This window comes from Sphingobium tyrosinilyticum (assembly GCF_042654265.1).
Taxonomy (GTDB): Bacteria; Pseudomonadota; Alphaproteobacteria; order Sphingomonadales; family Sphingomonadaceae; genus Sphingobium; species Sphingobium tyrosinilyticum.
In genome coordinates this window covers 469,212-489,691 of record NZ_JBHSFZ010000064.1, presented here as the reverse complement: position 1 = coordinate 489,691, position 20,480 = coordinate 469,212, and the positions used below count along the sequence as shown (strand labels likewise).

Below are 20,480 nucleotides of genomic sequence, written 5' to 3'. Positions count from 1 at the left end.
GGTAAGTGACGAATGGAGTACCCTATGCGAAAGATAATGGTCGCAACCCTATTGGCCGGATCGGCCGTCGCCTCTCCCGCCTTAGCGCAAGATGTTGGCCCTACCTTCACTGGTCCTCGCGTCGAAGCGATCCTCGGCTATGATCATACTGGGGCCGGTAGCAGCGTCGATAACGACAATGGCGACGACGACCAGTCGATTGATGGCCTGCTCTACGGCGTCGGGGCTGGCTATGACTTCAATCTTGGTAGCGCGGTCGTTGGTGTCGAAGGTGAGTTCACAGACTCCACTGCCAAGAGCAGCCGAAATCCTTTCACTGACCAGTTTGGCTTCGGCCGCGTGAGCCAGGGCCGCGATCTCTACATCGGCGCGCGTGCCGGTATCCTCGCCAATCCAAACACGCTCGTTTATGTGAAAGGCGGTTATACCAACAGCAAGTTGAATGTTCTGGCTGGCGATACCAACCAAAGCACTGATACGTCATTCAAGTTGGATGGCTGGCGCGTTGGCGGTGGTGTGGAACGCGCCTTCAATCAGAATATGTTTGGTAAGCTGGAATATCGCTATTCCAAATATGACAGCGCACAGATCGATTTCCCGAACGGCGCGACGAGCACCGAGTTCGACATCGATACTGACCGTCATCAGGTCGTGGCCAGCGTGGGCTGGCGTTTCTGACCGGATCGGAGGGCCGGTTCCGCCGGTCCTCCAATCTTCCCTCAGCTTATAATGTGGCTTCGATTTCCCGCGCCGCGAGATCGGGGTTTTCCGCCAGGCTGATCGGCCGCCCGACGACGAGGATTGAAGCACCGCGATCAAGAGCTTCGCGTGGTGTCACCGCCCGCTTTTGATCCGCCATTGTCCCGCCCGCTGGTCTGACCCCCGGCACGACGAAAAAGCCGTCCGCCCAAGCCCGCTTTGCCAAGGCCACCTCTTCTCCCGAACAGACGATGCCGTCCAGCCCTGCGCCGTGCGCCAGGTCGGCGAGCCGGGTCACTTGATCCTCCGCCTTGCTGCCGACGCCGATATCGACCAGGTCGCTATTGTCCAGGCTGGTAAGAACGGTAACCGCGACGACCTTGGTATTGATGCCTGCCGCAGCCTTTGCATCTTCCAGCATCGCCCGGCCCCCTGCAGCATGGACGGTCAGGATCGCAGGCTCCAACCCATTGAGCGCCTGTATAGCCTTCGCCACGGTGTTGGGAATGTCGTGGAGCTTGAGGTCGAGGAAGATGGGCAGGTCAAACTTCATCATCTCGCGCACACCATGATGGCCATGGGCGCAGAAGAATTCGAGCCCCAGCTTCAGCCCACCGACATGTCCCCGAACTCGCCGGGCCAAATCCTGGGCTTTGGTGAGGTCGGGCGTATCGATAGCGACATAGATGGGGCTGCTCATGCTGTTCCTGTTGCGGAGAGAGAAGGAGGAGGAGTGGAGTTGTCGTCGGCGGTGGAGATGGACGCTGGCAGCGGAGCGGCAGATGCGGTGGCCGCGATGAGCGCGCGCTCTGTGCTTTCCAGCTTGCGCTTCATCCGCCAACGCGTGGTGCGCGCCATGATCCAGAAAGGAACGGCGCCTACCAGGAACGCGATCAGGATCGGAAACCAGATACGCGTGCCCCAGACGATATCACCCCAGATTTTGATTTCGGTGGGCCGGTTGTTCGCCTTGCAGAACAGGGCGACCGCGACGGCCAAGACAACCCAGAAGGCAGTCCGTAGGAATTGCATTCGGCATGTCCTCTAGCTGCTGATTTCGGTTAGCTTAGGCCATTTCGGCGCAGTTCGGAAGCGTCTCGTCGTTCTTTTCCTGAGCGGAACCCTTGGCGGCCCCCACGCATTTCCTGCTTGCAAGGAGGTCGTGGAAGATGGCGGCGCGCGCATATTGGCAGGGGCAAATCAGGCTGGCGCTGGTATCGATCCCCGTCGAAATCTACGCTGCCACCAAATCGGGCGCGCAGATCGCCTTTCATCAAATCCATCAGCCGACCGGCAAGCGTGTGCGCTATGAAAAGACCGTGCCGGGCATCGGTCCTGTAAAGCCGGAGGACATCGTAAAAGGCTTCGAGGTTAGCAAGGGCGACTATGTTTTGCTGCAGCCTGAAGAGATTGAGGCGGTTAAGCTTGAGAGCAAGAAGACGCTCGAACTGACGCAGTTCGTCGATGCGGACGAGATCGATGTCCTTTATTATGAGCGGCCTTATTATGTTGTCCCCGCCGACGATCTAGCGGAGGAAGCATTCGTCGTGCTGCGCGAAGCGCTGCGGCGCGCTAAGAAGGTTGGTTTGGGTCAGCTCGCCATGCGGGGCCGCGAATATATCGTTTCTCTGAAGCCGTGCGGCCGCGGCATGGTCTTGGAAACGCTGCGCTACGCCGATGAGGTCAATCGCGCTCAGTCCTATTTCCGTGAGATTGACGATGTAAAGCCTGATCCGGAACTGCTCGATTTGGCCGAGGCGCTCATCGAGAAGAAGACTGCGCCATTCAAGCCTGACACGTTCCACGACCGCTATGTCGATGCGCTGGAAAGGCTCATTGAGAAGAAGAAAAAGGCCAAGGGCCGCCGGATCATAGAGGATGAGGAAGAGGCGCCGGCCAAGCGCAGCGGCAATGTCATCGATCTTATGGCGGCGCTGAAAAAGTCGGTCGATACAGGCGGCAAGAGTGCGCCCGCCAAGAGGCCAGCCAAAAAGCCTGCGGCCTCGCGAAGCGCCAGTAGCAAGGCTCCCGCGCGCAAACGGGCCTGAGCCATGGCCGAAGCCGATCCTCTGAAGGAATATAATCGCAAACGCGATTTCACCCGGACCAAGGAGCCGGCGGGCAAACAGGGCCATACCAGCGGGAACAGCTTCATAGTCCAGAAGCATGATGCCTCGCGGCTGCATTATGACTTCCGGCTCGAACTGGATGGCGTACTCAAGAGCTGGGCAGTGACGCGCGGGCCGAGCCTGGATCCTGCCGACAAGCGGCTGGCGGTGCGGACCGAAGATCATCCGCTGTCATACGCCAGTTTCGAAGGGACGATCCCGAAGGGAGAATATGGCGGGGGCACCGTGATGCTTTGGGATGAGGGAACATGGGAGCCTGTTCCGGGTAAGAGCGCCAAGGACCTGCCGGAAGGACATCTGCATTTCATTCTTCACGGGCAGCGGATGAAGGGCGAATGGCTCCTCATCCGGCTGAAACCCCGCCCCGGCGAAGGGAAGCGGGAGAACTGGCTGCTTCGGAAGATCGACGACGCCCATGCCGGGCCGGCCGAAGATTTGGTCGGGCGAGAACTGACCAGCATCAAGACTGGCCGAACGATGGGTGAGATCGCCGCCAACGCACCCGCCATTTCGCTGAAGGGCAAGAGAGGCAAGGCGTTCGATGCCGCCATGGCGGAGGCTGAACAGGCTGCGCCCGCGCGTGCCAAGCCCAAGCGGCGGACCGGCAAGCCGCCGCCATTCCAGGCGCCGCAGCTCGCCACACTCGTCGACGCGGTGCCGACCGGCAGCCAATGGCTGCACGAGATAAAGTATGACGGCTATCGCACTCTGTTGAGCGTGGCGGGAGATCGCGTACAGGTGTTCACGCGGACCGGCCTCGATTGGACCGAGCGGTTCGCTTCGCTCGCGAAAGAAGTGGCGGGCATGGGTTTGCCCTCGACCTTGATCGATGGGGAGATCGTCGCGCTGGGACCTGACGGAAACCCTGATTTTTCCACATTGCAGCAGGTCTTGAAGGGTGAGGCAAAGGGCGCGCTCCACCTTTTTGCCTTTGACCTTCTGTCCCTGGATGGGGAGGACCTGACATGGCTTCCCAACATCGCGCGCAAGGAAAAGCTTGCAGCCTTGCTCGGGCAGGGGAGCGCCCATGTGCATTTTTCGGACCATATCGTCGGCGCTGGGGAGAAACTGTTCCGCACCATGTGCGATGCCGGCCAGGAAGGCATCATCTGCAAACGCGCGGACGCTCCCTATCGCGGCGCGCGGACGAAGAACTGGCTGAAGGTCAAATGTACCCGCCGCCAGGAGTTCGTCATCGTCGGATGGACGCCAAGCTCCGCAAGCGGGCGGTCGCTTCGCAACATTCTGCTTGCCCAGAACGGCGAGAATGGCCTCGTCTATGCTGGGAAGGTCGGGACCGGCTTCAACGCGCGCAACAGCGACGGTTTGCTCCGCCAGTTGAAAGCTCGAACCCGCAAATCGCCCGCCCTTACAGTGCCCCGGGCCGAGGCGCGCGGCGCGCAATGGGTTCGTCCGGACGTAGTGGCGGAAATAGCCTTCGTCGAATTTACCAGCGACAATGTCGTGCGCCACGGCAGCTTCCTTGGCCTGCGTGAAGACAAGCAGGCGGGCGAGGTCACCAGGGAGCAAGTAATGACAACACCCCCAAGTGAGAGCGATGTCCATGTGTCCAACCGTGACCGGCTCATTTTCCCGGAAGCAAAGGTCACCAAAGGCCAGTTGGCTGATTATTATGAAGCTGCTGGCGCAATCATGCTGCCGTGGATCGCCCATCGTCCGATCAGCCTGGTCCGCTGTCCGCAGGGCCGAGCTAAGAAATGCTTCTTCCAAAAGCATGACAGCGGCAGCTTTGGCGATCATGTGAAGCACGTCCCGATCCGCGAGAAGGACGGGGACGAGCAGGATTATCTCTATGTCGATGACATAGACGGGCTGGTGGCCTGCGTGCAGATGGGAACGATCGAGTTCCATGGCTGGGGTTCGCGGGTGGAGGATGTGGAGAAGCCCGACCGCCTGATCTTCGACTTGGACCCGGACGAAGGTCTGGACTTTGAAGATGTGAAAAAGGCGGCGCGCGATATTCGTCGCACCCTAGAGGATATCGGGCTGATCAGCTTCCCGATGTTGTCAGGCGGAAAAGGCGTGCATGTCGTCGTGCCGTTGACGCCCGAGGCGGAATGGCCTGCCGTCAAGGATTTCGCCGATCGTTTTGCCAGGGCGCTCGCGGCCGCTGAGCCTGATCGATTTACTGCCACCATGAGCAAGGCGAAGCGCAAGGGGCGCATCTTCATTGACTGGCTGCGCAACCAGCGTGGAGCCACTGCCGTGCTGCCCTATGTCGTCCGTGCTAGGGAAAATGCGCCCGTGGCGGCGCCCGTCACCTGGGATGAATTGGACGATATCGAGCGCGCCGGATCTTACACCATTGCCGATGTGGATCAGTTGGTCGAGCGGGCGGGGTCGCGGCAATTGCGGGGATGGGGCGAGGCGCGCCAGACGCTGCCGGACTATTGATCGTGTGACTTCTCGGTCTTTCCTCTCGCGCCGCCTTTGTGCATAAGTTCGAGTCATCATGACCAAAATTGAGAAAGATGCGCTCTCGGGAAGCGCCGAAGCTCCAGACACCAACCCCACATCCGATCTGGCATCGGCCGCGCGTAAGACTGCGGGGAGAAGCGTATGGATGGGGACGGCTGTCGGCATCGGTTCGGCCGCCATTGTCGCGGCACTACTTTACGCCAACAAGAAACGCCGCTGACCTTGTAAAAAGGAGGCGGCATGGCCTTCGCTCCATGCCGCCCCATGTTGCGACCATCAGGCTGCCTGACGGCTGACGTTTATTGGATCAGGCGGTTCCGCCGCTGAGATAGCTGATAAGTTCGGGCTTGCTAATCGCCGTATTCTTATCGGTATCCGCTGTATTGAACGCGCCGTCGGCCCAAGTGGTGACATCGGTTGCCGCCAGTTTCTGGCCGCTGCTCTTCATCTCCTGGTCCTTCAGCGCAATCATCCAGCGAGAAAATTCCGCTTTATCCAACTGATCGTCATTATTCGCGTCATAGGCTGGGAATTCGCTATCCACGATCGAAGCTACGGAGTCCGCAGGCGATTGGGCTGGCGTCGCTGCTCCCGTCTGCGGGCTGCCAGGAGCAGGGTTTGCCGCTTCTCGGGCAATAGCAGGGACCGCGCTCAATAATGCAGTCGATAGTAACAGGGTCCGAAACATTACCAACTCCCTCAGGTGTGATCGTAGCGGCGATGTGCCGACCGATCGCTTGTCCAGGAGAATACATAAGACAAAGGTGGGTTTCCTGAACCAATGTTCAGGCATCTCCGTTCACCTTGTGAAGTGGCTCATCTCGCCTTTGAATGCTGCGATAATCGAGATTAAGGGCTATCGAAATTGAGGGGAGAGGCCTGACGAAGCCCTCATTTGCCCTTCAATGGCGGGCCTGCTAGGCGGCGCGCGACCCTTTATCAGCAATCAGGATTCGCCCGATGGTCCCCCGTTACGCCCGCCCCCAAATGACCGCCCTCTGGGAGCCGGAAGCCCGCTTCCGCATCTGGTTCGAGATCGAGGCGCATGCCACCGAGGCGCTAGGCGAGTTGGGCGTGGTTCCCAAATCAGCGGCCAAGGCGCTGTGGGATTGGTGGGCGACCAAACCGGCCATCGATGTCCCCGCCATCGATGCGATCGAAGCGGTTACGAAACATGATGTGATCGCCTTCCTGACCTGGGTCGCCGAGCAGGTCGGTGATGAAGCGCGCTTCATGCACCAGGGGATGACGTCGTCCGACGTGCTCGATACCTGCCTCGCCGTGCAGCTTTCCCGCGCAGCCGACATATTGATCGATGACCTGGACAAGCTGCTCGACGTCATCAAGCGCCGGGCATTCGAACATAAGCTGACGCCGACGATCGGCCGCAGCCACGGCATTCATGCAGAGCCAGTTACCTTCGGGCTGAAGATGGCTGAAGCCTATGCCGAGTTCAGCCGCTGCCGTGCCCGCCTGGTCGCAGCGCGGGAGGAGGTGGCGACCTGCGCCATTTCCGGTGCCGTCGGTACTTTCGCCAACATCGATCCGCGCGTCGAGGAACATGTCGCGGCAAAGCTGGGCCTGGCGATCGAGCCCGTTTCGACCCAAGTCATCCCGCGTGATCGTCACGCCATGTTCTTTGCAACCTTGGGCGTCATCGCGAGCTCGATCGAGCGGCTCGCGGTCGAGGTTCGCCACTTGCAGCGGACCGAGGTGCTGGAGGCCGAGGAATATTTCTCGCCCGGCCAGAAGGGCAGCTCGGCCATGCCGCATAAGCGCAATCCGGTGCTGACCGAGAATCTGACTGGCCTCGCCCGCATGGTGCGCAGCTATGCGTTGCCGGCGATGGAGAATGTCGCGCTCTGGCACGAACGGGATATCAGCCATTCGTCGGTGGAGCGCTACATCGGGCCTGACGCGACCATTACCCTTGACTTCGCGTTGGGCCGCCTGACCGGCGTGATCGACAAGCTGCTCGTCTATCCTGAGCGGATGATGAAGAATCTCGACAAGATGGGTGGGCTGGTTCACTCGCAGCGGGTCCTGCTCGCGCTGACCCAGGCTGGCGTGAGCCGTGAGGACAGCTACCGTTATGTCCAACGCAACGCGATGAAAGTCTGGGAATCGGACGGGCAATTGTCGCTTCTGGAACTGTTGAAAGCCGACCCCGAGGTTGCCGCCGCGCTTCCGGCCGAGCAGATCGAGGAGAAGTTCGACCTGGGTTATCATTTCCGCCAGGTGGACACGATATTCCGCCGGGTTTTCGGGGAAGTCTGAAAGTCGGTCAAGGTACAACAGTGATCGGAGGAGGGCGCGGAAACGCGCCCTTTTTTGTGCGTGGTGATGGATAGCGGTTGCTAAGTGCCACTTGAACAGGAGGCGCGTAGGTTCGCATGCTGTGTGCGCCGTTGACGGCCGCCCGTGTGATGCCTGACCGGCTATATGAGATAAGATAAATTGGTCGGGGAGAGAGGATTCGAACCTCCGGCCCCTGCCTCCCGAAGACAGTGCTCTACCAGGCTGAGCTACTCCCCGACCGATAGCGGCATTGCTCTGCAGCGCCGCTGGGCAGGCGGGGTCTATAGAGGGGGCTTTTGGGGCTGGCAAGCGGCTGGAGACGCTTTTTTTCTCATGGTCAAAGTAGGCCGGCCGCGCGGAAGCTGAAGTGATGGCCGCGGCCTTGGATCACATGGTCTGCAAGCTTGACTTCTATTGGACGTAGGCGGCGGGAAATGGCGCGGGAGAAGCGAATATCGGCCCAGCGGGGGGCCGGCGACTGATCGTCGAAGCGCTGCTGTTCTATGACGAGCCACTGGCTGTCATGCTGCAGTAGTTCATGGACGACTTCGCGCCAGTCATCATCGGCACTGACGCGATGGATGGGGGTCCATTCATCGTTAAGGAGCAGAAATTGCGTGCTGTCCAAAAGTGGCATGGGTCCAAGATGCCGTTGGCCTTGGGAAGCGCCACTGGCGACTCCTCCACAATGGACGGGAAGGCAGCTAAATTGATCCGAAGCGAAAGCAAGATTTGGCTTGAGGACCTTCGCTCGGTTAGATGCCGGAGGCCGCGCGAGCGGAATCGCATCAGGGAAGAGCCTCTTTGACCAGCACGACAATTCCGGCGGAAGTTCCTGCCGAAGCGCATTATGAGCAGCAATATCTTGACCTGATGCGCCGCGTGTGGACGCAGGGGGACGAGCGGATCGATCGTACGGGTGTGGGTACGCGATCGCTGTTGGGAGCGAGCATGCGCTTTTCGCTTGCTGGTGAAGCGGTGCCGCTGCTGACCACCAAGCGGGTTTACTGGAAGGTGGCGGCGCGGGAGATGCTGTGGTTCCTGACCGGGGACACCAACATTCGCGAGCTGGTGCGGCAGGGAGTGCACATCTGGACCGATTGGCCGCTGGAGACCTATCGCAAAGCGACGGGGGAAGAGATCAGCCGCGACGCGTTTGAGGCGCGGATTATCGAGGATGCGGCCTTTGCGGAACGCTGGGGCGATTTGGGGCCGGTCTATGGCGCGCAGTGGGTGAACTGGCCGCGCTATGAGGCGGTGGGGGACGGGCTCTACCGGCGCGCCGAGAAGGGGCACAATCAGATCGCGGAACTGGTCGAGGGGATCAGGAATAATCCGGGATCGCGGCGGTTGCTTTTTACGGGATGGAATGTAGCTGAGGTGGCGCAGATGGCGTTGCCGCCTTGTCATATGACCTATCAGTTCCAGGTGGCCGACGGGAGGCTGAATGGTTTGCTGTTCCAGCGCAGTTGCGACCTGGGGCTGGGTTTTGCCTTCAATATCTTCGGGCTGTCGTTGATTACCCGGATGCTGGCGCAGCAGTGCGATCTGGAGCCGGGGGAAATCGTTTGGCAGGGCGGGGATGTGCATCTGTATCTGAACCACGCCGAACTGGTGGAGGAGCAGATCAGCAGGACGCCGGGGGGAGCGCCGAAACTACGGATAAAAAGGCGGCCGGAGAGCATTTTCGATTATCGGATCGAGGATTTCGAAGTGGTCGATTATACGCCGCAAAGTCACATTGCTGCGCCCGTCGCGGTTTGAATTAGCGAAGGAAATAGCGAGAAAACGGAACTCTTGCCTTTTGGGGGCGTTGTAATATAATAATTGCATTAAGCAATAATATTGCAATGGCGAAGAGGAGGCGGGATGGGCGACCGGAGCGGTTCGGGCGCTGGGAAGGCCGGAGAGGAGCGCGTGCCGCAGGCCGGACGCGGTCATTTGGACGCGTCCGAGCGCGAGCTGGCCGGCCAGGGGCGCAACCTGCCGCCCCTGCAGTTGCATGTGCCGGAGCCGCGCTACCGGCCTGGTGACGCCGCCGATTTCAGTGACCTGGAGATACCGGCGGCAGGTACGGCGCCGCGGCCCGATGAAGCGGCCGACCCGGGCACCATGCGGGACATGGCCTATGGACTGGTCCGCGTGCTGGATGACGAGGGGCAAGCGGTTGGCCCCTGGGACCCGAAACTGCCCGCAAAGACGCTGATCCGGATGCTCCGGGCGATGGCGCTGACGCGCGCTTTCGATGCGCGCATGTTCCGGGCGCAGCGGCAGGGCAAGACCAGCTTCTACATGAAATCGACAGGCGAGGAAGCTGTGTCGATCGCAGCGGCGGCGGCGCTGGCGAGCGATGACATGTGCTTTCCGAGCTATCGCCAGCAAGGGGTGCTGATCGCGCGCGGTTGGCCGCTGATCGACATGATGAACCAGATTTATTCGAACAAGGGCGACCGGCTGAAAGGCCGTCAGTTGCCGATCATGTATTCGGCGCGGGAGGCGAGCTTCTTTTCGATCTCCGGCAATCTGGCGACGCAATATCCGCAGGCGGTCGGCTGGGCGATGGCGAGCGCGGCGCGAGGGGACACGCGGATCGCGGCGACTTGGTGCGGGGAAGGTTCGACGGCCGAGGGCGATTTTCATTCGGCCTGCACCTTCGCCAGTGTCTATCGCGCGCCGGTGATATTGAATGTGGTCAATAATCAATGGGCTATAAGCAGCTTTTCAGGTTTTGCGGGAGCCGAGGCGACGACCTTCGCGGCGCGGGCGATCGGTTATGGCATCGCGGGGCTGCGCATCGACGGGAATGATGCGCTGGCGGTCTATGCGGCGACACGCTGGGCGGCGGATCGGGCGCGGGCGAATGGCGGGCCGACGCTGATCGAGCATTTCACCTATCGCGCCGAGGGGCACAGCACATCGGATGATCCCAGCGCCTACCGGTCGGCGGATGAAGGGAGTCACTGGCCGCTGGGCGACCCGATCGCGCGGTTGAAGCAGCATTGCATTGCGCTGGGCATCTGGGACGAGGAACGGCAGGCGGCGATGGACAAGGAGCTGGCCGAGCAGGTGCGCGACGCGGCGCGGGAGGCGGAGAAGAACGGGATTTTGGGCCATGGGCTCCATCATCCGATGGAGAGCATGTTCGAGGATGTGTTCGAGGAGATACCCTGGCATTTGCGGGAACAGCAGCAGCAGATGCTGGATGAGGCGAAGGCGGCAGGGTTGTGAGGGGTTTTAGGCTCCGTCATCCCGGCGGAAGCTGGGACCTCTTGTCGATCTGCGAACCATCGCTTGGAGGCAGAGAGATGCCAGCTTACGTTGGCATGACGGACATTCAGAGGCGGGGGCTGGTTCCCGCTCTCCCAGCTGCGCTAGCCAGCGGGCTGGCAAGCTTCCTCTCCCCTGAAGGGGCAATAATGGGGGGCGCCCTGGCATGACCGAGGCAGCTACCGAAACCCGCCAGATGAGCATGATCCAGGCGATCAACAGCGCGCTGGACGTCATGATGGAGCGCGACCCCGAGGTGGTCGTGATGGGGGAGGATGTCGGCTTTTTTGGCGGTGTGTTTCGTGCGACCGCGGGGCTGCAGAAGAAATATGGCAAGAACCGGGTGTTCGACACGCCGATTACCGAAATCGGGATCATCGGCGTGGCGATTGGCATGGGTGCCTATGGGCTGCGGCCGGTGCCGGAGATACAGTTTGCCGACTATATCTACCCCGCGCTCGACCAGTTGGTGAGCGAAGCGGCGCGGCTGCGCTACCGGTCGGCGGGGGAGTTTATCTCGCCGATGACGGTGCGCTCGCCCTTCGGCGGGGGTATCTTTGGCGGGCAGACGCATAGCCAGTCGCCCGAGGGGATATTCACCCATGTGTCGGGGGTGAAGACGGTCATTCCTTCGACGCCTTATGACGCAAAGGGGCTTTTGATCGCGGCGATCGAGGATAATGATCCGGTGATCTTCTTCGAGCCCAAGCGCATTTATAATGGGCCATTCGACGGCCATTATGACCGGCCGTCGAAAAGCTGGGCCGGGCATCCGGGCGCGATGGTGCCCGAAGGCTATTACCGGGTTCCGCTGGGGCGCGCGCGCACGGTGCGGGCGGGGGAGGCGCTGACCATCCTCTGCTACGGCACGATGGAGCATGTGGTCGAGAGTATGGTGATCGAGATGGGCGTGGATGCGGAGATCATCGACCTGCGCACGTTGGTGCCCTTGGATATCGAAGCCGTGGAGCGGTCGGTGAAGAAGACCGGGCGCTGCATGATCGTGCACGAAGCGACGCGGACAAGCGGTTATGGCGCGGAACTGTCCGCACTGGTGCAGGAGCGGTGCTTTTATCATCTGGAAGCGCCGGTCGAGCGGGTGACGGGGTTTGACACGCCCTATCCGCATAGCCTGGAATGGGCCTATTTTCCGGGGCCGGTGCGGATACGCGAAGCGATCAACAAGATCATGAGGGAGTAGGGCCTTCGTCTCCCCTTCCGTTCGTTTCGAGCGAAGTCGAGAAACGGAAAGGGCAGCCCTACGGGCGTCTCGACTTCGCTCGACACGAACGGAGTTTTTCCGATGCCGCTGTTCACGTTCAGGCTGCCCGATATTGGCGAAGGCATTTCCGAGGCGGAGATTGTCGGCTGGCATGTGAAGGTCGGCGACCGGGTCGAGGAAGACCAGCCGATCGCCGATATGATGACCGACAAGGCGACGGTGGAGATGGAAAGCCCGGTGGCCGGCGTCGTGAAGCGGCTGGCCGGAGAGGCGGGCGAGCAGGTCGCGATCGGGGCGATGCTGGTGGAGATCGAGGTTGAAGGGGAGAGCGAGAACGCGCCGCCTTCCCAAGCGGTTATCGAGGCTGAGGCGCCGGGAACGGGAGAGGTCGAAGCTGCTCCGCTGAATGGGATCATGTCATCCTCCGTTCGCCCTGAGGCCGTCGAAGGGCCTTCTGAAGAGGAAGAAGGGGGCATCGACAAGCTCGGCCCGAACGGGAACGGGGATGGGAACGGTCCTGACGGTTCAGGATCAGGGGCACGGGTGCTTGCCTCGCCTGCCGTTCGTGCGCGGGCGAAGGATTTGGGGATCGATCTGCGCCAGGTGAAAGCGAGCGGCGATCATATCCGGCATTCAGATCTGGACGCTTTCCTGCTCTATGGTGCGGGGCAGGGCTACCGGCCCGCGAACCCACGCGTGCGGCGGGCGGATGAGACGGTCAAGGTCATCGGCCTGCGTCGCCGGATCGCGGAAAATATGGCGGCGTCGAAGCGGCATATTCCGCATTTTTCCTATGTGGAGGAGATCGACGTCACCGAACTGGAGCGGGTGCGCGCGCAGTTAAATGGGGAACGGGGCGAGCGGCCGAAGCTGACCATGCTGCCGTTGCTGATCGTGGCGATTTGCCGCGCGCTGCCCGACTTTCCTATGCTGAACGCCCGTTATGATGATGAGGCGGGCGTGGTGACACGCTTTGGCGCGGTGCATCTTGGGATAGCGACGCAGACCGATGCCGGGTTGATGGTGCCGGTGATCCGGGACGCGCAGGACATGAATATCTGGCAGCTGGCAGCCGAGATAAGGCGGCTGGCGGAGGCTGCGCGAACGGGCAAGGCGAAAGCGGAGGAGCTTTCGGGGTCGACCTTGACGCTGACGTCTCTAGGGCCGCTGGGCGGGGTGGCGACGACGCCGGTGATCAACCGGCCGGAGGTGGCGATCATCGGGCCCAACCGGGTGGTCGAGCGGCCGGTGTTCCGGGGGCGGGAGGTGGTGCCTGCGAAGCTCATGAACCTTTCCATCAGTTGCGACCATCGGGTGGTGGATGGATGGGATGCGGCGAGCTTTGTTCAGGCGGTGAAGCGGTTGCTGGAGACGCCGGTTTTGTTGTTTGCGGATTAGGATTGGCGAGCAAATTTCGTCATGCCAGCGGAAGGGGGCATCTCGGTGGGGGGGGGGGCGCAATCTGGCCGGAAACCCCAGCTTGCGCTGGGTGACGCGCTTAACTAGCGCATCGTCGCGCGATAGCTCAGACGCGCGGTTTCGCCTGGAGAAAGGCGGGTCGGCATGGTCCAGCGGACATGAGTGATGTCTGCGGGCACAGCCCTGCGCGTGCCGCCGAGCGGGGTTGGAAGCCACAGCTCTTCAAGGCGGCCCCAACGTTGGCCGCCATCGACCGAGACCTGCATCGAAGGATCGGGCGCGGTGAGGAGGGTGCCTCGGGGAATGGGGTTGGTCAGGGCGATGCCTTGCACCGGTTCGCGACCTTCATTGCGCCAATTGACGACGAAGACGAGTTGGTCGCCCGGTTCAGCGCGGCTGGCGCTGGCGAGAATGCGGCGGGGGCGGCCGTTGATGTCGGTATGGACGCGTTCGACGAACATCTGTGTTTGCGTGCGCAGGTCTGGTTTTGCCACCGCCGCTGGGGCTGCCATCGCCCATGCTGCCATGCCGGCCAACGCCAAATTCCGCATCATCCCTGCTCAAGCCCCTTGCTGTTTGCCGGTGGGTTTAGGGGCCAAGCGGCGAAGATTTGGTTAATCAGCTGTTTGCTATGGCGCAAAGGGGTGGAATAATTTGACGCGCCGCAGCAGGCCGTACACAAATGCTGCAGGCGGCAGGATTTGATCATTCAGTGACACCCCATGACCAGCAGGAGATCAATCGGCGGCGCGACCGGCTGCTCGCTTCCATCGCGCTGACCACCGGAGTGGGGTTGATCCTCGCGCTGCCATTCGCCTTGCGGGAAGGGGCGGAGTTCTTCCTGCCGCTGACGGCTGCATTGGTGATCGCCATCGCGTTGGTGCCGTTCCTGGAATGGATGGAGCGGCGGCGGGTGCCTTCGGCATTGGCGGCGCTGATGGCGGTGGTCGCGTTCCTGTTGGTCGCCAATACCGCGCTGGTGCTGATCGTGGTGCCTGCGGCAGATTGGTTCCGCCTGCTGCCCGAGCGATTGCCCAAGATTCAGAACAACCTTGCCCCGCTGATCGACTTTTATTCGCAGCTCCAGCGGTTCGTGGATGAAACCGTGCAGATGCTGGCGACGGGGCCGGTGGCCGCCGCGCAGACGGCGGCTGTGGATGCGCCGCGATCGCTGCTGCAGTTTGCGGCGACCTCCGCGCCATCGGCGATCATCCAGATGGTGTTCGCGCTGCTCATCATCTATTTTTTCCTGGCTGGCTGGACGGGGCTGCGGCGGCGGACGATCAACAGCCGGGGCAGCTTCGACGGGGCTATGGCTGTCGCGCGGGTGATCCAGAATGTGGTCGATGCGACATCGGCCTATGTGCTGACCATCGCGACGATCAACCTGTGCCTGGGGCTGGCGGTGGCGCTGGCGTTATGGCTGATCGGCATGCCGTCGCCCTTGATGTGGGGCGGCATTGTCGCTCTGCTGAATTTCGTACCCTATTTCGGGCCGATGCTGGCGGCGGCGCTGCTGGCGCTGGGCGGGCTCATGGTATTTGACGATGTGTGGTGGGCGCTGCTGCCCGCCGCCACGCAGATCGGCTTTCACCTGGTGGAGGCCAATGTCATCACACCGATGGTGCTGGGACGGCGGCTGACGATGAATCCGCTGCTGATTCTTGTGTCGCTGACCTTTTGGGGATGGGTGTGGGGGACGCCGGGCGCGCTGCTGGGCGTGCCGTTGCTGATCATCATCCAGACCGTCGTGGCGGCTGCCGGAACCCCGGATATCGCGGGTTTCCTGTTCGAGCGCGGGACGCTCACGGTCGCTCTGCCACAAGAAAATGACGAGAAAGAAGAAAGTGGTGAAAGAGCCGGTTGACAGGTCCGGCGCACCCGCATAGATGCCCGCCCACACCGAACGCGGGTGTAGCTCAGTTGGTTAGAGCGCCGGCCTGTCACGCCGGAGGTCGCGGGTTCGAGCCCCGTCACTCGCGCCACTCTTTTGGAAGAGTGGATGGTCCTGAAGGACCGGATTTCTCAGAAATTTGATAGTCTTCATGCCAGCGCAAGCTGGCATCTTGTGAGGGTGCGCCGTGCGTTATCGCCTGAGATGCCAGCCTACGCTGGCATGACGTTGAGAACCGCTCAGCCACGCCGCCAGCGGCCGGTTTCCATCCAGGCGAGCAGGCGCTTCAGCGGCAGGACCCAGATCCAGATCAGACCGAGGAACAGATAGACCGGCACCTGCGCGATCATCGGCAGGCGGCCGATAAGGCCCGACAGGCTGCCGATCAGAACAGCCCAGAGCGCGATCAGCCCGAGGATGATGAACATGCCCACGGGCTTGCGCCAGCTGGGTTCGTAGGGGGCGGGCTGGCGGTTCACGCTTCGGGTCCTTCGATCAGTTCGATTTCGGTGAGGATGATGTCGAGCGGCAGGTCCCACGGGTCGGCGGGCAGCGCGTCATGCTCCTGCACCGACCAGGCGAGGCCGATGCGCAGTGCGTCCGGATAGCGCGCGAAGGTGCGGTCATAATAGCCGCCGCCTTGTCCCAGGCGATTCATCGCGCGGTCGAAGCCGAGCAGCGGGGCGATGATGACGTCGGGCGTTACCGCCGGGCCGCTGGGTTCGGGATGGTGAGTGCCGTAGAGGCCGGGGAAGAGCTGGTCCTCCGGCGTCCAGGTCAGGAAGTCCATGCTGCCCAGGCGGTCGATGACGCGGGGGAGGGCGAGGGTCTTGCCCATGGCTGCGAGTTGCGGGGCGAGGCGCTGGGCGGGGGCTTCATCGTCCAGCCCCATGTAGAGCGCGACGGTTTGGGCACCTGTAAGGCGGCGGGCGAGGGGCGAGGGGATGGCCTTGAACGCCAGGCGGTGGGCGAGCGGGTCGAGCGAGGTGAGAAAGGCGCGGCGGCGCTCGCGGGCGAGGGTGCGCAGGGTGGTCTTGCCGGGATCGTCGCTCATGAGGCGCATTTAGACCCGAGGGCGAGGACTGGAAACCCGTTTCTCGACCCTTCGATAAACTCAGCACAGGCTCCGCTCGAAACGAACGGAGGTGGGAGCGGGTGGCCGCGGAGAAGGGTGACGGGACCGCCTCGGCCGTTTGCTGGAATATCCTCTGACGCCTCAACGTCAGGTGGGAACCATGTAGATCGGGCCTGGACCCGCCCAGGGACAGCCCCCGTGGATGTGATTATCGCCTCAGGGATGTTCGCTAAAGCTCGTACCAGGCAGTACCCGTCGCTTCTTATCTAGGCGTCCGGCCCCTGCGCGGCAAGCCTGTCGCTGAGCTTTTCTATGCGGGCGGCGAGCGCCTCGACGGCGCGGGCGGCGGCTTCGTCCTCATCGTCAAGGGCGAGTTGTTGCTGGCGCCCGATCGCCTCACGCTTCAGGTCGTTGAGTTCGTCGGCGAGGAACAGCGCGGCGAAGAGGAGGGTGCGCACTTCGGTAAGGCCGGGCGTGTTCTGCTGGGCGAGGCGGGCCTTGCGCTCGATCAGGCTGGCGAGATGAGCGAGATGGGCCTCTTCGCCGTCGCGGCAGCGGAGGGGATAATGGCGTCCGGCGATCTGGAGCGTGGTTTCAGCCATGCGCCTGTCCCTTCAGGTCGGCGATGAGTTCGTCCAGTGAACGGAGCGCGGCGCGGGCGGCGGCGGGGTCGATGCCGGGGGAGGAAAGAGGGGAGGGGCTCGCGGAAACGAGGCCGTCCACATCTTGTTCGAGCCGGCTGATCGCGCGCTCCAGCGTGCCGATCGCCTGCATCATGCGGTTGCTTGCCATAGACCCACGCATAAACAAAGTTTTCGCCTTGCAAAAGCCGTCATTGGACGGCTTGGCGCAGCCTGAGGGCCTGCCATGGTTGACGCCTTGGGTGCAACGCGACAAAGGGGACCCGATTTCGATTCGCCGGCTCAGCAGGGGGCCGCTTTGCAGCAGGAAAGACGCCAGCCTAAGATGACCGTTTCCGAAAAGTCGCTCGCCAGCGCCATCAGGGCGCTTTCCATGGACGCAGTGCAGGCGGCGAACAGCGGCCATCCGGGCATGCCGATGGGCATGGCGGACGTCGCGACGGTGCTGTTCAAGGACTATGTGAAGTTCGACGCGAGCCAGCCTAAATGGGCCGATCGCGACCGTTTCGTGCTGTCCGCCGGTCACGGGTCGATGCTGATCTACAGCCTGCTGCACCTCACCGGCTATGCGCGTCCGACGATCGAGGATATCCGTAATTTCCGCCAGCTGGGCAGCCCCTGCGCCGGACACCCTGAAAATTTCGAGCTGGCGGGCGTCGAGGCGACCACCGGGCCGCTGGGTTCGGGCCTGGCCACCGCGGTGGGCATGGCGATTGCCGAGCGTCACCTGAACGCCAGCTTTGGCGACGATCTGGTCGATCACCGCACATGGGTGATCGCGGGCGACGGATGCCTGATGGAAGGCATCAACCATGAGGCGATCGGCCTTGCTGGCCACCTGAACCTTGGCCGCTTGATCGTGCTGTGGGACGATAACAAGATCACCATCGATGGATCGGTCGATCTGTCGAGCAGCGAGGATGTCCGCGCGCGCTATGCCGCGACCGGCTGGCATGTCGTGTCGTGCGACGGTCATGACGTCGCCGATGTGCGACGCGCTATCGATGAGGCGCTGGCTGATCCGCGCCCGTCGCTGGTCGCCTGCGCCACCAAGATTGGCTATGGCGCGCCCAACAAGGCGGGCACTTCGGGCGTTCACGGTTCGGCGCTGGGCGAGGCGGAAGTCGCGGCCGCGCGCGAATTTCTGGGCTGGGCCGCTGAGCCTTTCGTCATCCCCGAGGATATTGCCGCCGAATGGCGCCGCATCGGTGCGCGTGGCGCGGAAGTTCGTACGGCGTGGGAAGGCCGTCGGGCAAACAATGGCCAGAAGGCCGAGTTTGAGCGCCGCATGGCGGGCGAGCTGCCCGCTGACTTCTCGCTGTCCAACTATATCGACACGCTGATCGCCAATCCGCAGAAGGTCGCGACCCGCAAGGCGAGCGAACTGGCGCTGGGCGCGATCAACGACCTGCTGCCCGAAACGCTGGGCGGTTCGGCGGACCTTACCGGCTCCAACAACACCAAGACCAAGAGCACCGGCCCGCTCACAAAGGACGATTATTCCGGCCGCTATGTCTATTATGGCATTCGCGAGTTCGGCATGGCCTGCGCCATGAACGGCATGGCGCTGCATGGCGGCGTCATCCCCTATGGCGGCACTTTCCTGGTCTTTTCCGACTATATGCGGGGCGGCATCCGCCTTGCGGCTCTCCAGCAGACCCGCGCCATCCATGTGCTGACGCATGATTCCATCGGCCTTGGCGAAGATGGCCCGACCCACCAGCCGATCGAACATGTTATGTCGCTGCGCATGATCCCGAACCTCGACGTCTATCGTCCGGCCGACATTGTCGAGACGGCGGAGTGCTGGGAACTGGCGCTCAAGGACAAGGAGGGTCCTTCGGTGCTGGCTTTGACCCGCCAGAATCTGGCCCAGTTGCGCACTGAGAAGACGAGCGAGAATCTGTGCGCCAAGGGCGCCTATCGCCTGCGCGCCGCCAGTGCGGATCGCAAGGTGGTGTTGATCGCCACCGGTTCCGAGGTCGAGATTGCCGTGGCGACCGCCGATATGCTGGAACAGCAGGGTATCGGCGCGGATGTCGTTTCCATGCCGAGCTGGGCGCATTTCGATGCGCAGCCGCAGGCGTATAAGGAGGATCTCCTTCCCCACCATGTGCTGCGCGTTTCTATTGAGGCGGGCACGACCTTTGGCTGGGAACGCTATGTCGGCATTGCTGGCCTGCGTTTCGGCATCGACACCTTCGGTGCTTCGGCACCGGCAGAAGCGCTTTATGAGCATTTCGGCCTGACGGCCGCGAAGATCGCGCCGCAGGTTGCGGCCGCTCTGGATCATTAAGAATAATTTACCCAATCAGGAGGCTAGTGCAGTGGCAACGAAGGTAGCAATTAACGGTTTCGGACGTATCGGCCGCCTGGTGGCGCGCGCCATTTTGGAGCGCAACGACCATGATCTGGAGCTGGTGAGCATCAACGACCTGGGCGATGCCAAGGCGAACGCCCTGCTGTTCAAGCGCGACAGCGTCCATGGTCCTTTCGCCGGTGAGGTGAAGGTCGATGGCGACGCGATCGTCATCAACGGCAAGCGCATCGCCGTCACCGCCGAACGTGATCCCGCCAAGCTGCCGCACGCGGCGCAGGGCGTCGAAATCGCGCTGGAGTGCACCGGCTTCTTCGCCGACCGTGAATCGGCGTCGAAGCATCTGGAAGCTGGCGCCAAGCGCGTTGTCATCTCGGCGCCGGCCAAGGGCGTGGACAAGACGGTCGTGTTCGGCGTCAACCATGAGACGCTGACCGCCGACGACATCGTCATTTCCAACGCTTCGTGCACCACCAACTGCCTGGCGCCGCTCGCCAAGGTGCTGAACGACAGCATCGGCATCGAGCGTGGCCTGATGACCACGATCCACAGCTACACCAACGACCAGAAGATCCTCGACCAGATCCACAGCGACGCCCGCCGTTCGCGCGCGGCCGCCATGTCGATGATCCCGACTACCACCGGCGCGGCCCGTGCGGTCGGCGAAGTGCTGCCTGAACTGAAGGGCAAGCTCGATGGTTCGGCGATCCGCGTGCCGACCCCGAACGTCTCGGTCGTCGATCTGACCTTCACGCCCAAGCGCGACACCAGCGTCGAGGAAGTGAACAAGCTGCTGAAGGCCGCTTCGGAAGCCGGTCCGCTGAAGGGCGTTCTGGCCTATACCGACGAGCCGCTGGTTTCGATCGACTTCAACGGCGATCCGGCCAGTTCGACCGTCGATAGCCTGGAAACGGCCGTGATCGACGGCAAGCTGGTGCGCGTGCTCAGCTGGTACGACAATGAATGGGGCTTCTCCAACCGCATGGTCGACACGACCGGCGTGGTTGCGGGTCTGCTGTAAGAGAAAAGGGGCGGGCATTGGCTCGCCCCTTTTTCGTCATCCCAGCGCAAGCTGGGATC

At 62.2% G+C, this 20,480-nt stretch carries 21 protein-coding genes, 2 tRNA genes and 1 other RNA gene; 13 read left to right on the top strand and 11 right to left on the bottom strand.

The features are described from left to right. The first annotated feature begins 24 nt into the window (after window positions 1–24). Window positions 25–678: an outer membrane protein gene (locus tag ACFO3E_RS19880; protein WP_066527694.1), complete on the top strand. Its 654-nt coding sequence runs from the start codon at window positions 25–27 to the stop codon at window positions 676–678. A 46-nt stretch (window positions 679–724) separates the two neighbouring features. On the opposite strand, the gene pyrF is transcribed toward ACFO3E_RS19880, so the two are convergent. Together pyrF and ACFO3E_RS19870 are read right to left on the bottom strand one after the other, a co-directional pair. Continuing rightward, window positions 725–1,399, bottom strand: coding sequence for an orotidine-5'-phosphate decarboxylase (pyrF, locus tag ACFO3E_RS19875; RefSeq protein WP_066527696.1), 675 nt, complete (start codon window positions 1,397–1,399; stop codon window positions 725–727). Continuing rightward, window positions 1,396–1,731, bottom strand: a complete 336-nt coding sequence (locus ACFO3E_RS19870) for a DUF1049 domain-containing protein (protein WP_066527698.1) — start codon at window positions 1,729–1,731, stop codon at window positions 1,396–1,398. The genes pyrF and ACFO3E_RS19870 overlap by 4 nt, the downstream gene beginning before the upstream one ends. 137 nt (window positions 1,732–1,868) lie before the next feature. On the opposite strand from ACFO3E_RS19870, the gene ku reads away from it, so the two are divergent. The 3 genes from ku to ACFO3E_RS19855 are packed head-to-tail and all read left to right on the top strand — an operon-like array spanning window position 1,869 to window position 5,487. Beyond that, the gene (gene ku, locus ACFO3E_RS19865; RefSeq protein WP_066527700.1) at window positions 1,869–2,747 is read left to right on the top strand and encodes a non-homologous end joining protein Ku; all 879 of its coding nucleotides are present in this window, start codon (window positions 1,869–1,871) and stop codon (window positions 2,745–2,747) included. 3 nt (window positions 2,748–2,750) lie between these two features. Continuing rightward, entirely contained in the window at window positions 2,751–5,243 is a 2,493-nt protein-coding gene (gene ligD, locus ACFO3E_RS19860) for a DNA ligase D (protein ID WP_066527704.1), read from the top strand. A 58-nt stretch (window positions 5,244–5,301) separates the two neighbouring features. Continuing rightward, entirely contained in the window at window positions 5,302–5,487 is a 186-nt protein-coding gene (locus ACFO3E_RS19855; RefSeq protein WP_066527706.1) for a hypothetical protein, read from the top strand. 87 nt (window positions 5,488–5,574) lie between these two features. Here the strand turns inward: ACFO3E_RS19855 and ACFO3E_RS19850 are convergent, their stop codons facing one another. Beyond that, window positions 5,575–6,060, bottom strand: coding sequence for an EF-hand domain-containing protein (locus ACFO3E_RS19850; protein WP_380807097.1), 486 nt, complete (start codon window positions 6,058–6,060; stop codon window positions 5,575–5,577). A gap of 167 nt (window positions 6,061–6,227) precedes the next feature. Here ACFO3E_RS19850 and purB point away from each other — a divergent pair, with 167 nt between their 5' ends. Then, window positions 6,228–7,544: an adenylosuccinate lyase gene (gene purB, locus ACFO3E_RS19845; RefSeq protein ID WP_066527711.1), complete on the top strand. Its 1,317-nt coding sequence runs from the start codon at window positions 6,228–6,230 to the stop codon at window positions 7,542–7,544. A gap of 181 nt (window positions 7,545–7,725) precedes the next feature. Here the strand turns inward: purB and ACFO3E_RS19840 are convergent. Both ACFO3E_RS19840 and ACFO3E_RS19835 read right to left on the bottom strand, forming a co-directional pair. Next, a tRNA-Pro gene (locus tag ACFO3E_RS19840) sits at window positions 7,726–7,802 on the bottom strand. Window positions 7,803–7,902: 100 nt separating this feature from the next. Next, complete coding sequence (locus tag ACFO3E_RS19835) at window positions 7,903–8,202, bottom strand: JAB domain-containing protein (protein ID WP_066527714.1); 300 nt, start codon at window positions 8,200–8,202, stop codon at window positions 7,903–7,905. Window positions 8,203–8,369: 167 nt separating this feature from the next. On the opposite strand from ACFO3E_RS19835, the gene thyA reads away from it, so the two are divergent. From thyA to ACFO3E_RS19815, 4 genes are all read left to right on the top strand, one after another. Beyond that, window positions 8,370–9,329 carry a thymidylate synthase gene (thyA, locus tag ACFO3E_RS19830; RefSeq protein WP_225870545.1) on the top strand — a complete coding sequence of 320 codons (960 nt, stop codon included), beginning with the start codon at window positions 8,370–8,372 and terminating at the stop codon, window positions 9,327–9,329. 105 nt (window positions 9,330–9,434) lie between these two features. Next, window positions 9,435–10,793 (top strand): 3-methyl-2-oxobutanoate dehydrogenase (2-methylpropanoyl-transferring) subunit alpha, encoded by a 1,359-nt coding sequence (locus ACFO3E_RS19825; protein WP_380807093.1) that lies wholly within the window; start codon window positions 9,435–9,437, stop codon window positions 10,791–10,793. A 235-nt stretch (window positions 10,794–11,028) separates the two neighbouring features. Further along, entirely contained in the window at window positions 11,029–12,033 is a 1,005-nt protein-coding gene (locus ACFO3E_RS19820; RefSeq protein ID WP_066529314.1) for an alpha-ketoacid dehydrogenase subunit beta, read from the top strand. Between the two features lie 102 nt (window positions 12,034–12,135). Continuing rightward, window positions 12,136–13,452, top strand: coding sequence for a dihydrolipoamide acetyltransferase family protein (locus ACFO3E_RS19815; RefSeq protein WP_380807091.1), 1,317 nt, complete (start codon window positions 12,136–12,138; stop codon window positions 13,450–13,452). Window positions 13,453–13,556: 104 nt separating this feature from the next. Here the strand turns inward: ACFO3E_RS19815 and ACFO3E_RS19810 are convergent, their stop codons facing one another. Next, entirely contained in the window at window positions 13,557–14,027 is a 471-nt protein-coding gene (locus ACFO3E_RS19810; RefSeq protein ID WP_066527719.1) for a DUF11 domain-containing protein, read from the bottom strand. A gap of 128 nt (window positions 14,028–14,155) precedes the next feature. Here ACFO3E_RS19810 and ACFO3E_RS19805 point away from each other — a divergent pair, with 128 nt between their 5' ends. Together ACFO3E_RS19805 and ACFO3E_RS19800 are read left to right on the top strand one after the other, a co-directional pair. Then, the gene (locus ACFO3E_RS19805) at window positions 14,156–15,340 is read left to right on the top strand and encodes an AI-2E family transporter (RefSeq protein WP_380807088.1); all 1,185 of its coding nucleotides are present in this window, start codon (window positions 14,156–14,158) and stop codon (window positions 15,338–15,340) included. A gap of 41 nt (window positions 15,341–15,381) precedes the next feature. Next, window positions 15,382–15,458: transfer RNA gene (locus ACFO3E_RS19800), tRNA-Asp, on the top strand. A gap of 148 nt (window positions 15,459–15,606) precedes the next feature. Here ACFO3E_RS19800 and ACFO3E_RS19795 read toward each other — a convergent pair. From ACFO3E_RS19795 to ACFO3E_RS19780, 5 genes are all read right to left on the bottom strand, one after another. Beyond that, entirely contained in the window at window positions 15,607–15,846 is a 240-nt protein-coding gene (locus ACFO3E_RS19795) for a DUF2842 domain-containing protein (RefSeq protein ID WP_066527722.1), read from the bottom strand. Next, entirely contained in the window at window positions 15,843–16,421 is a 579-nt protein-coding gene (locus ACFO3E_RS19790; protein WP_380807085.1) for a 5-formyltetrahydrofolate cyclo-ligase, read from the bottom strand. Before ACFO3E_RS19790 ends, ACFO3E_RS19795 begins: the two co-directional genes overlap by 4 nt. Before the next feature lie 119 nt (window positions 16,422–16,540). Continuing rightward, a non-coding RNA gene (gene ssrS / locus ACFO3E_RS20890) (6S RNA) lies at window positions 16,541–16,697 on the bottom strand. Window positions 16,698–16,708: 11 nt separating this feature from the next. Then, the gene (locus ACFO3E_RS19785; protein WP_066527724.1) at window positions 16,709–17,044 is read right to left on the bottom strand and encodes a cell division protein ZapA; all 336 of its coding nucleotides are present in this window, start codon (window positions 17,042–17,044) and stop codon (window positions 16,709–16,711) included. Further along, window positions 17,037–17,219 (bottom strand): hypothetical protein, encoded by a 183-nt coding sequence (locus ACFO3E_RS19780; protein ID WP_066529324.1) that lies wholly within the window; start codon window positions 17,217–17,219, stop codon window positions 17,037–17,039. The genes ACFO3E_RS19785 and ACFO3E_RS19780 overlap by 8 nt, the downstream gene beginning before the upstream one ends. Before the next feature lie 189 nt (window positions 17,220–17,408). Between ACFO3E_RS19780 and tkt the strand changes: the two genes are divergently transcribed. Next, window positions 17,409–19,379, top strand: a complete 1,971-nt coding sequence (gene tkt / locus ACFO3E_RS19775; protein ID WP_066527733.1) for a transketolase — start codon at window positions 17,409–17,411, stop codon at window positions 19,377–19,379. A gap of 31 nt (window positions 19,380–19,410) precedes the next feature. Then, window positions 19,411–20,421 (top strand): type I glyceraldehyde-3-phosphate dehydrogenase, encoded by a 1,011-nt coding sequence (gap, locus tag ACFO3E_RS19770; protein WP_066527735.1) that lies wholly within the window; start codon window positions 19,411–19,413, stop codon window positions 20,419–20,421. Window positions 20,422–20,480: the final 59 nt, after the last annotated feature.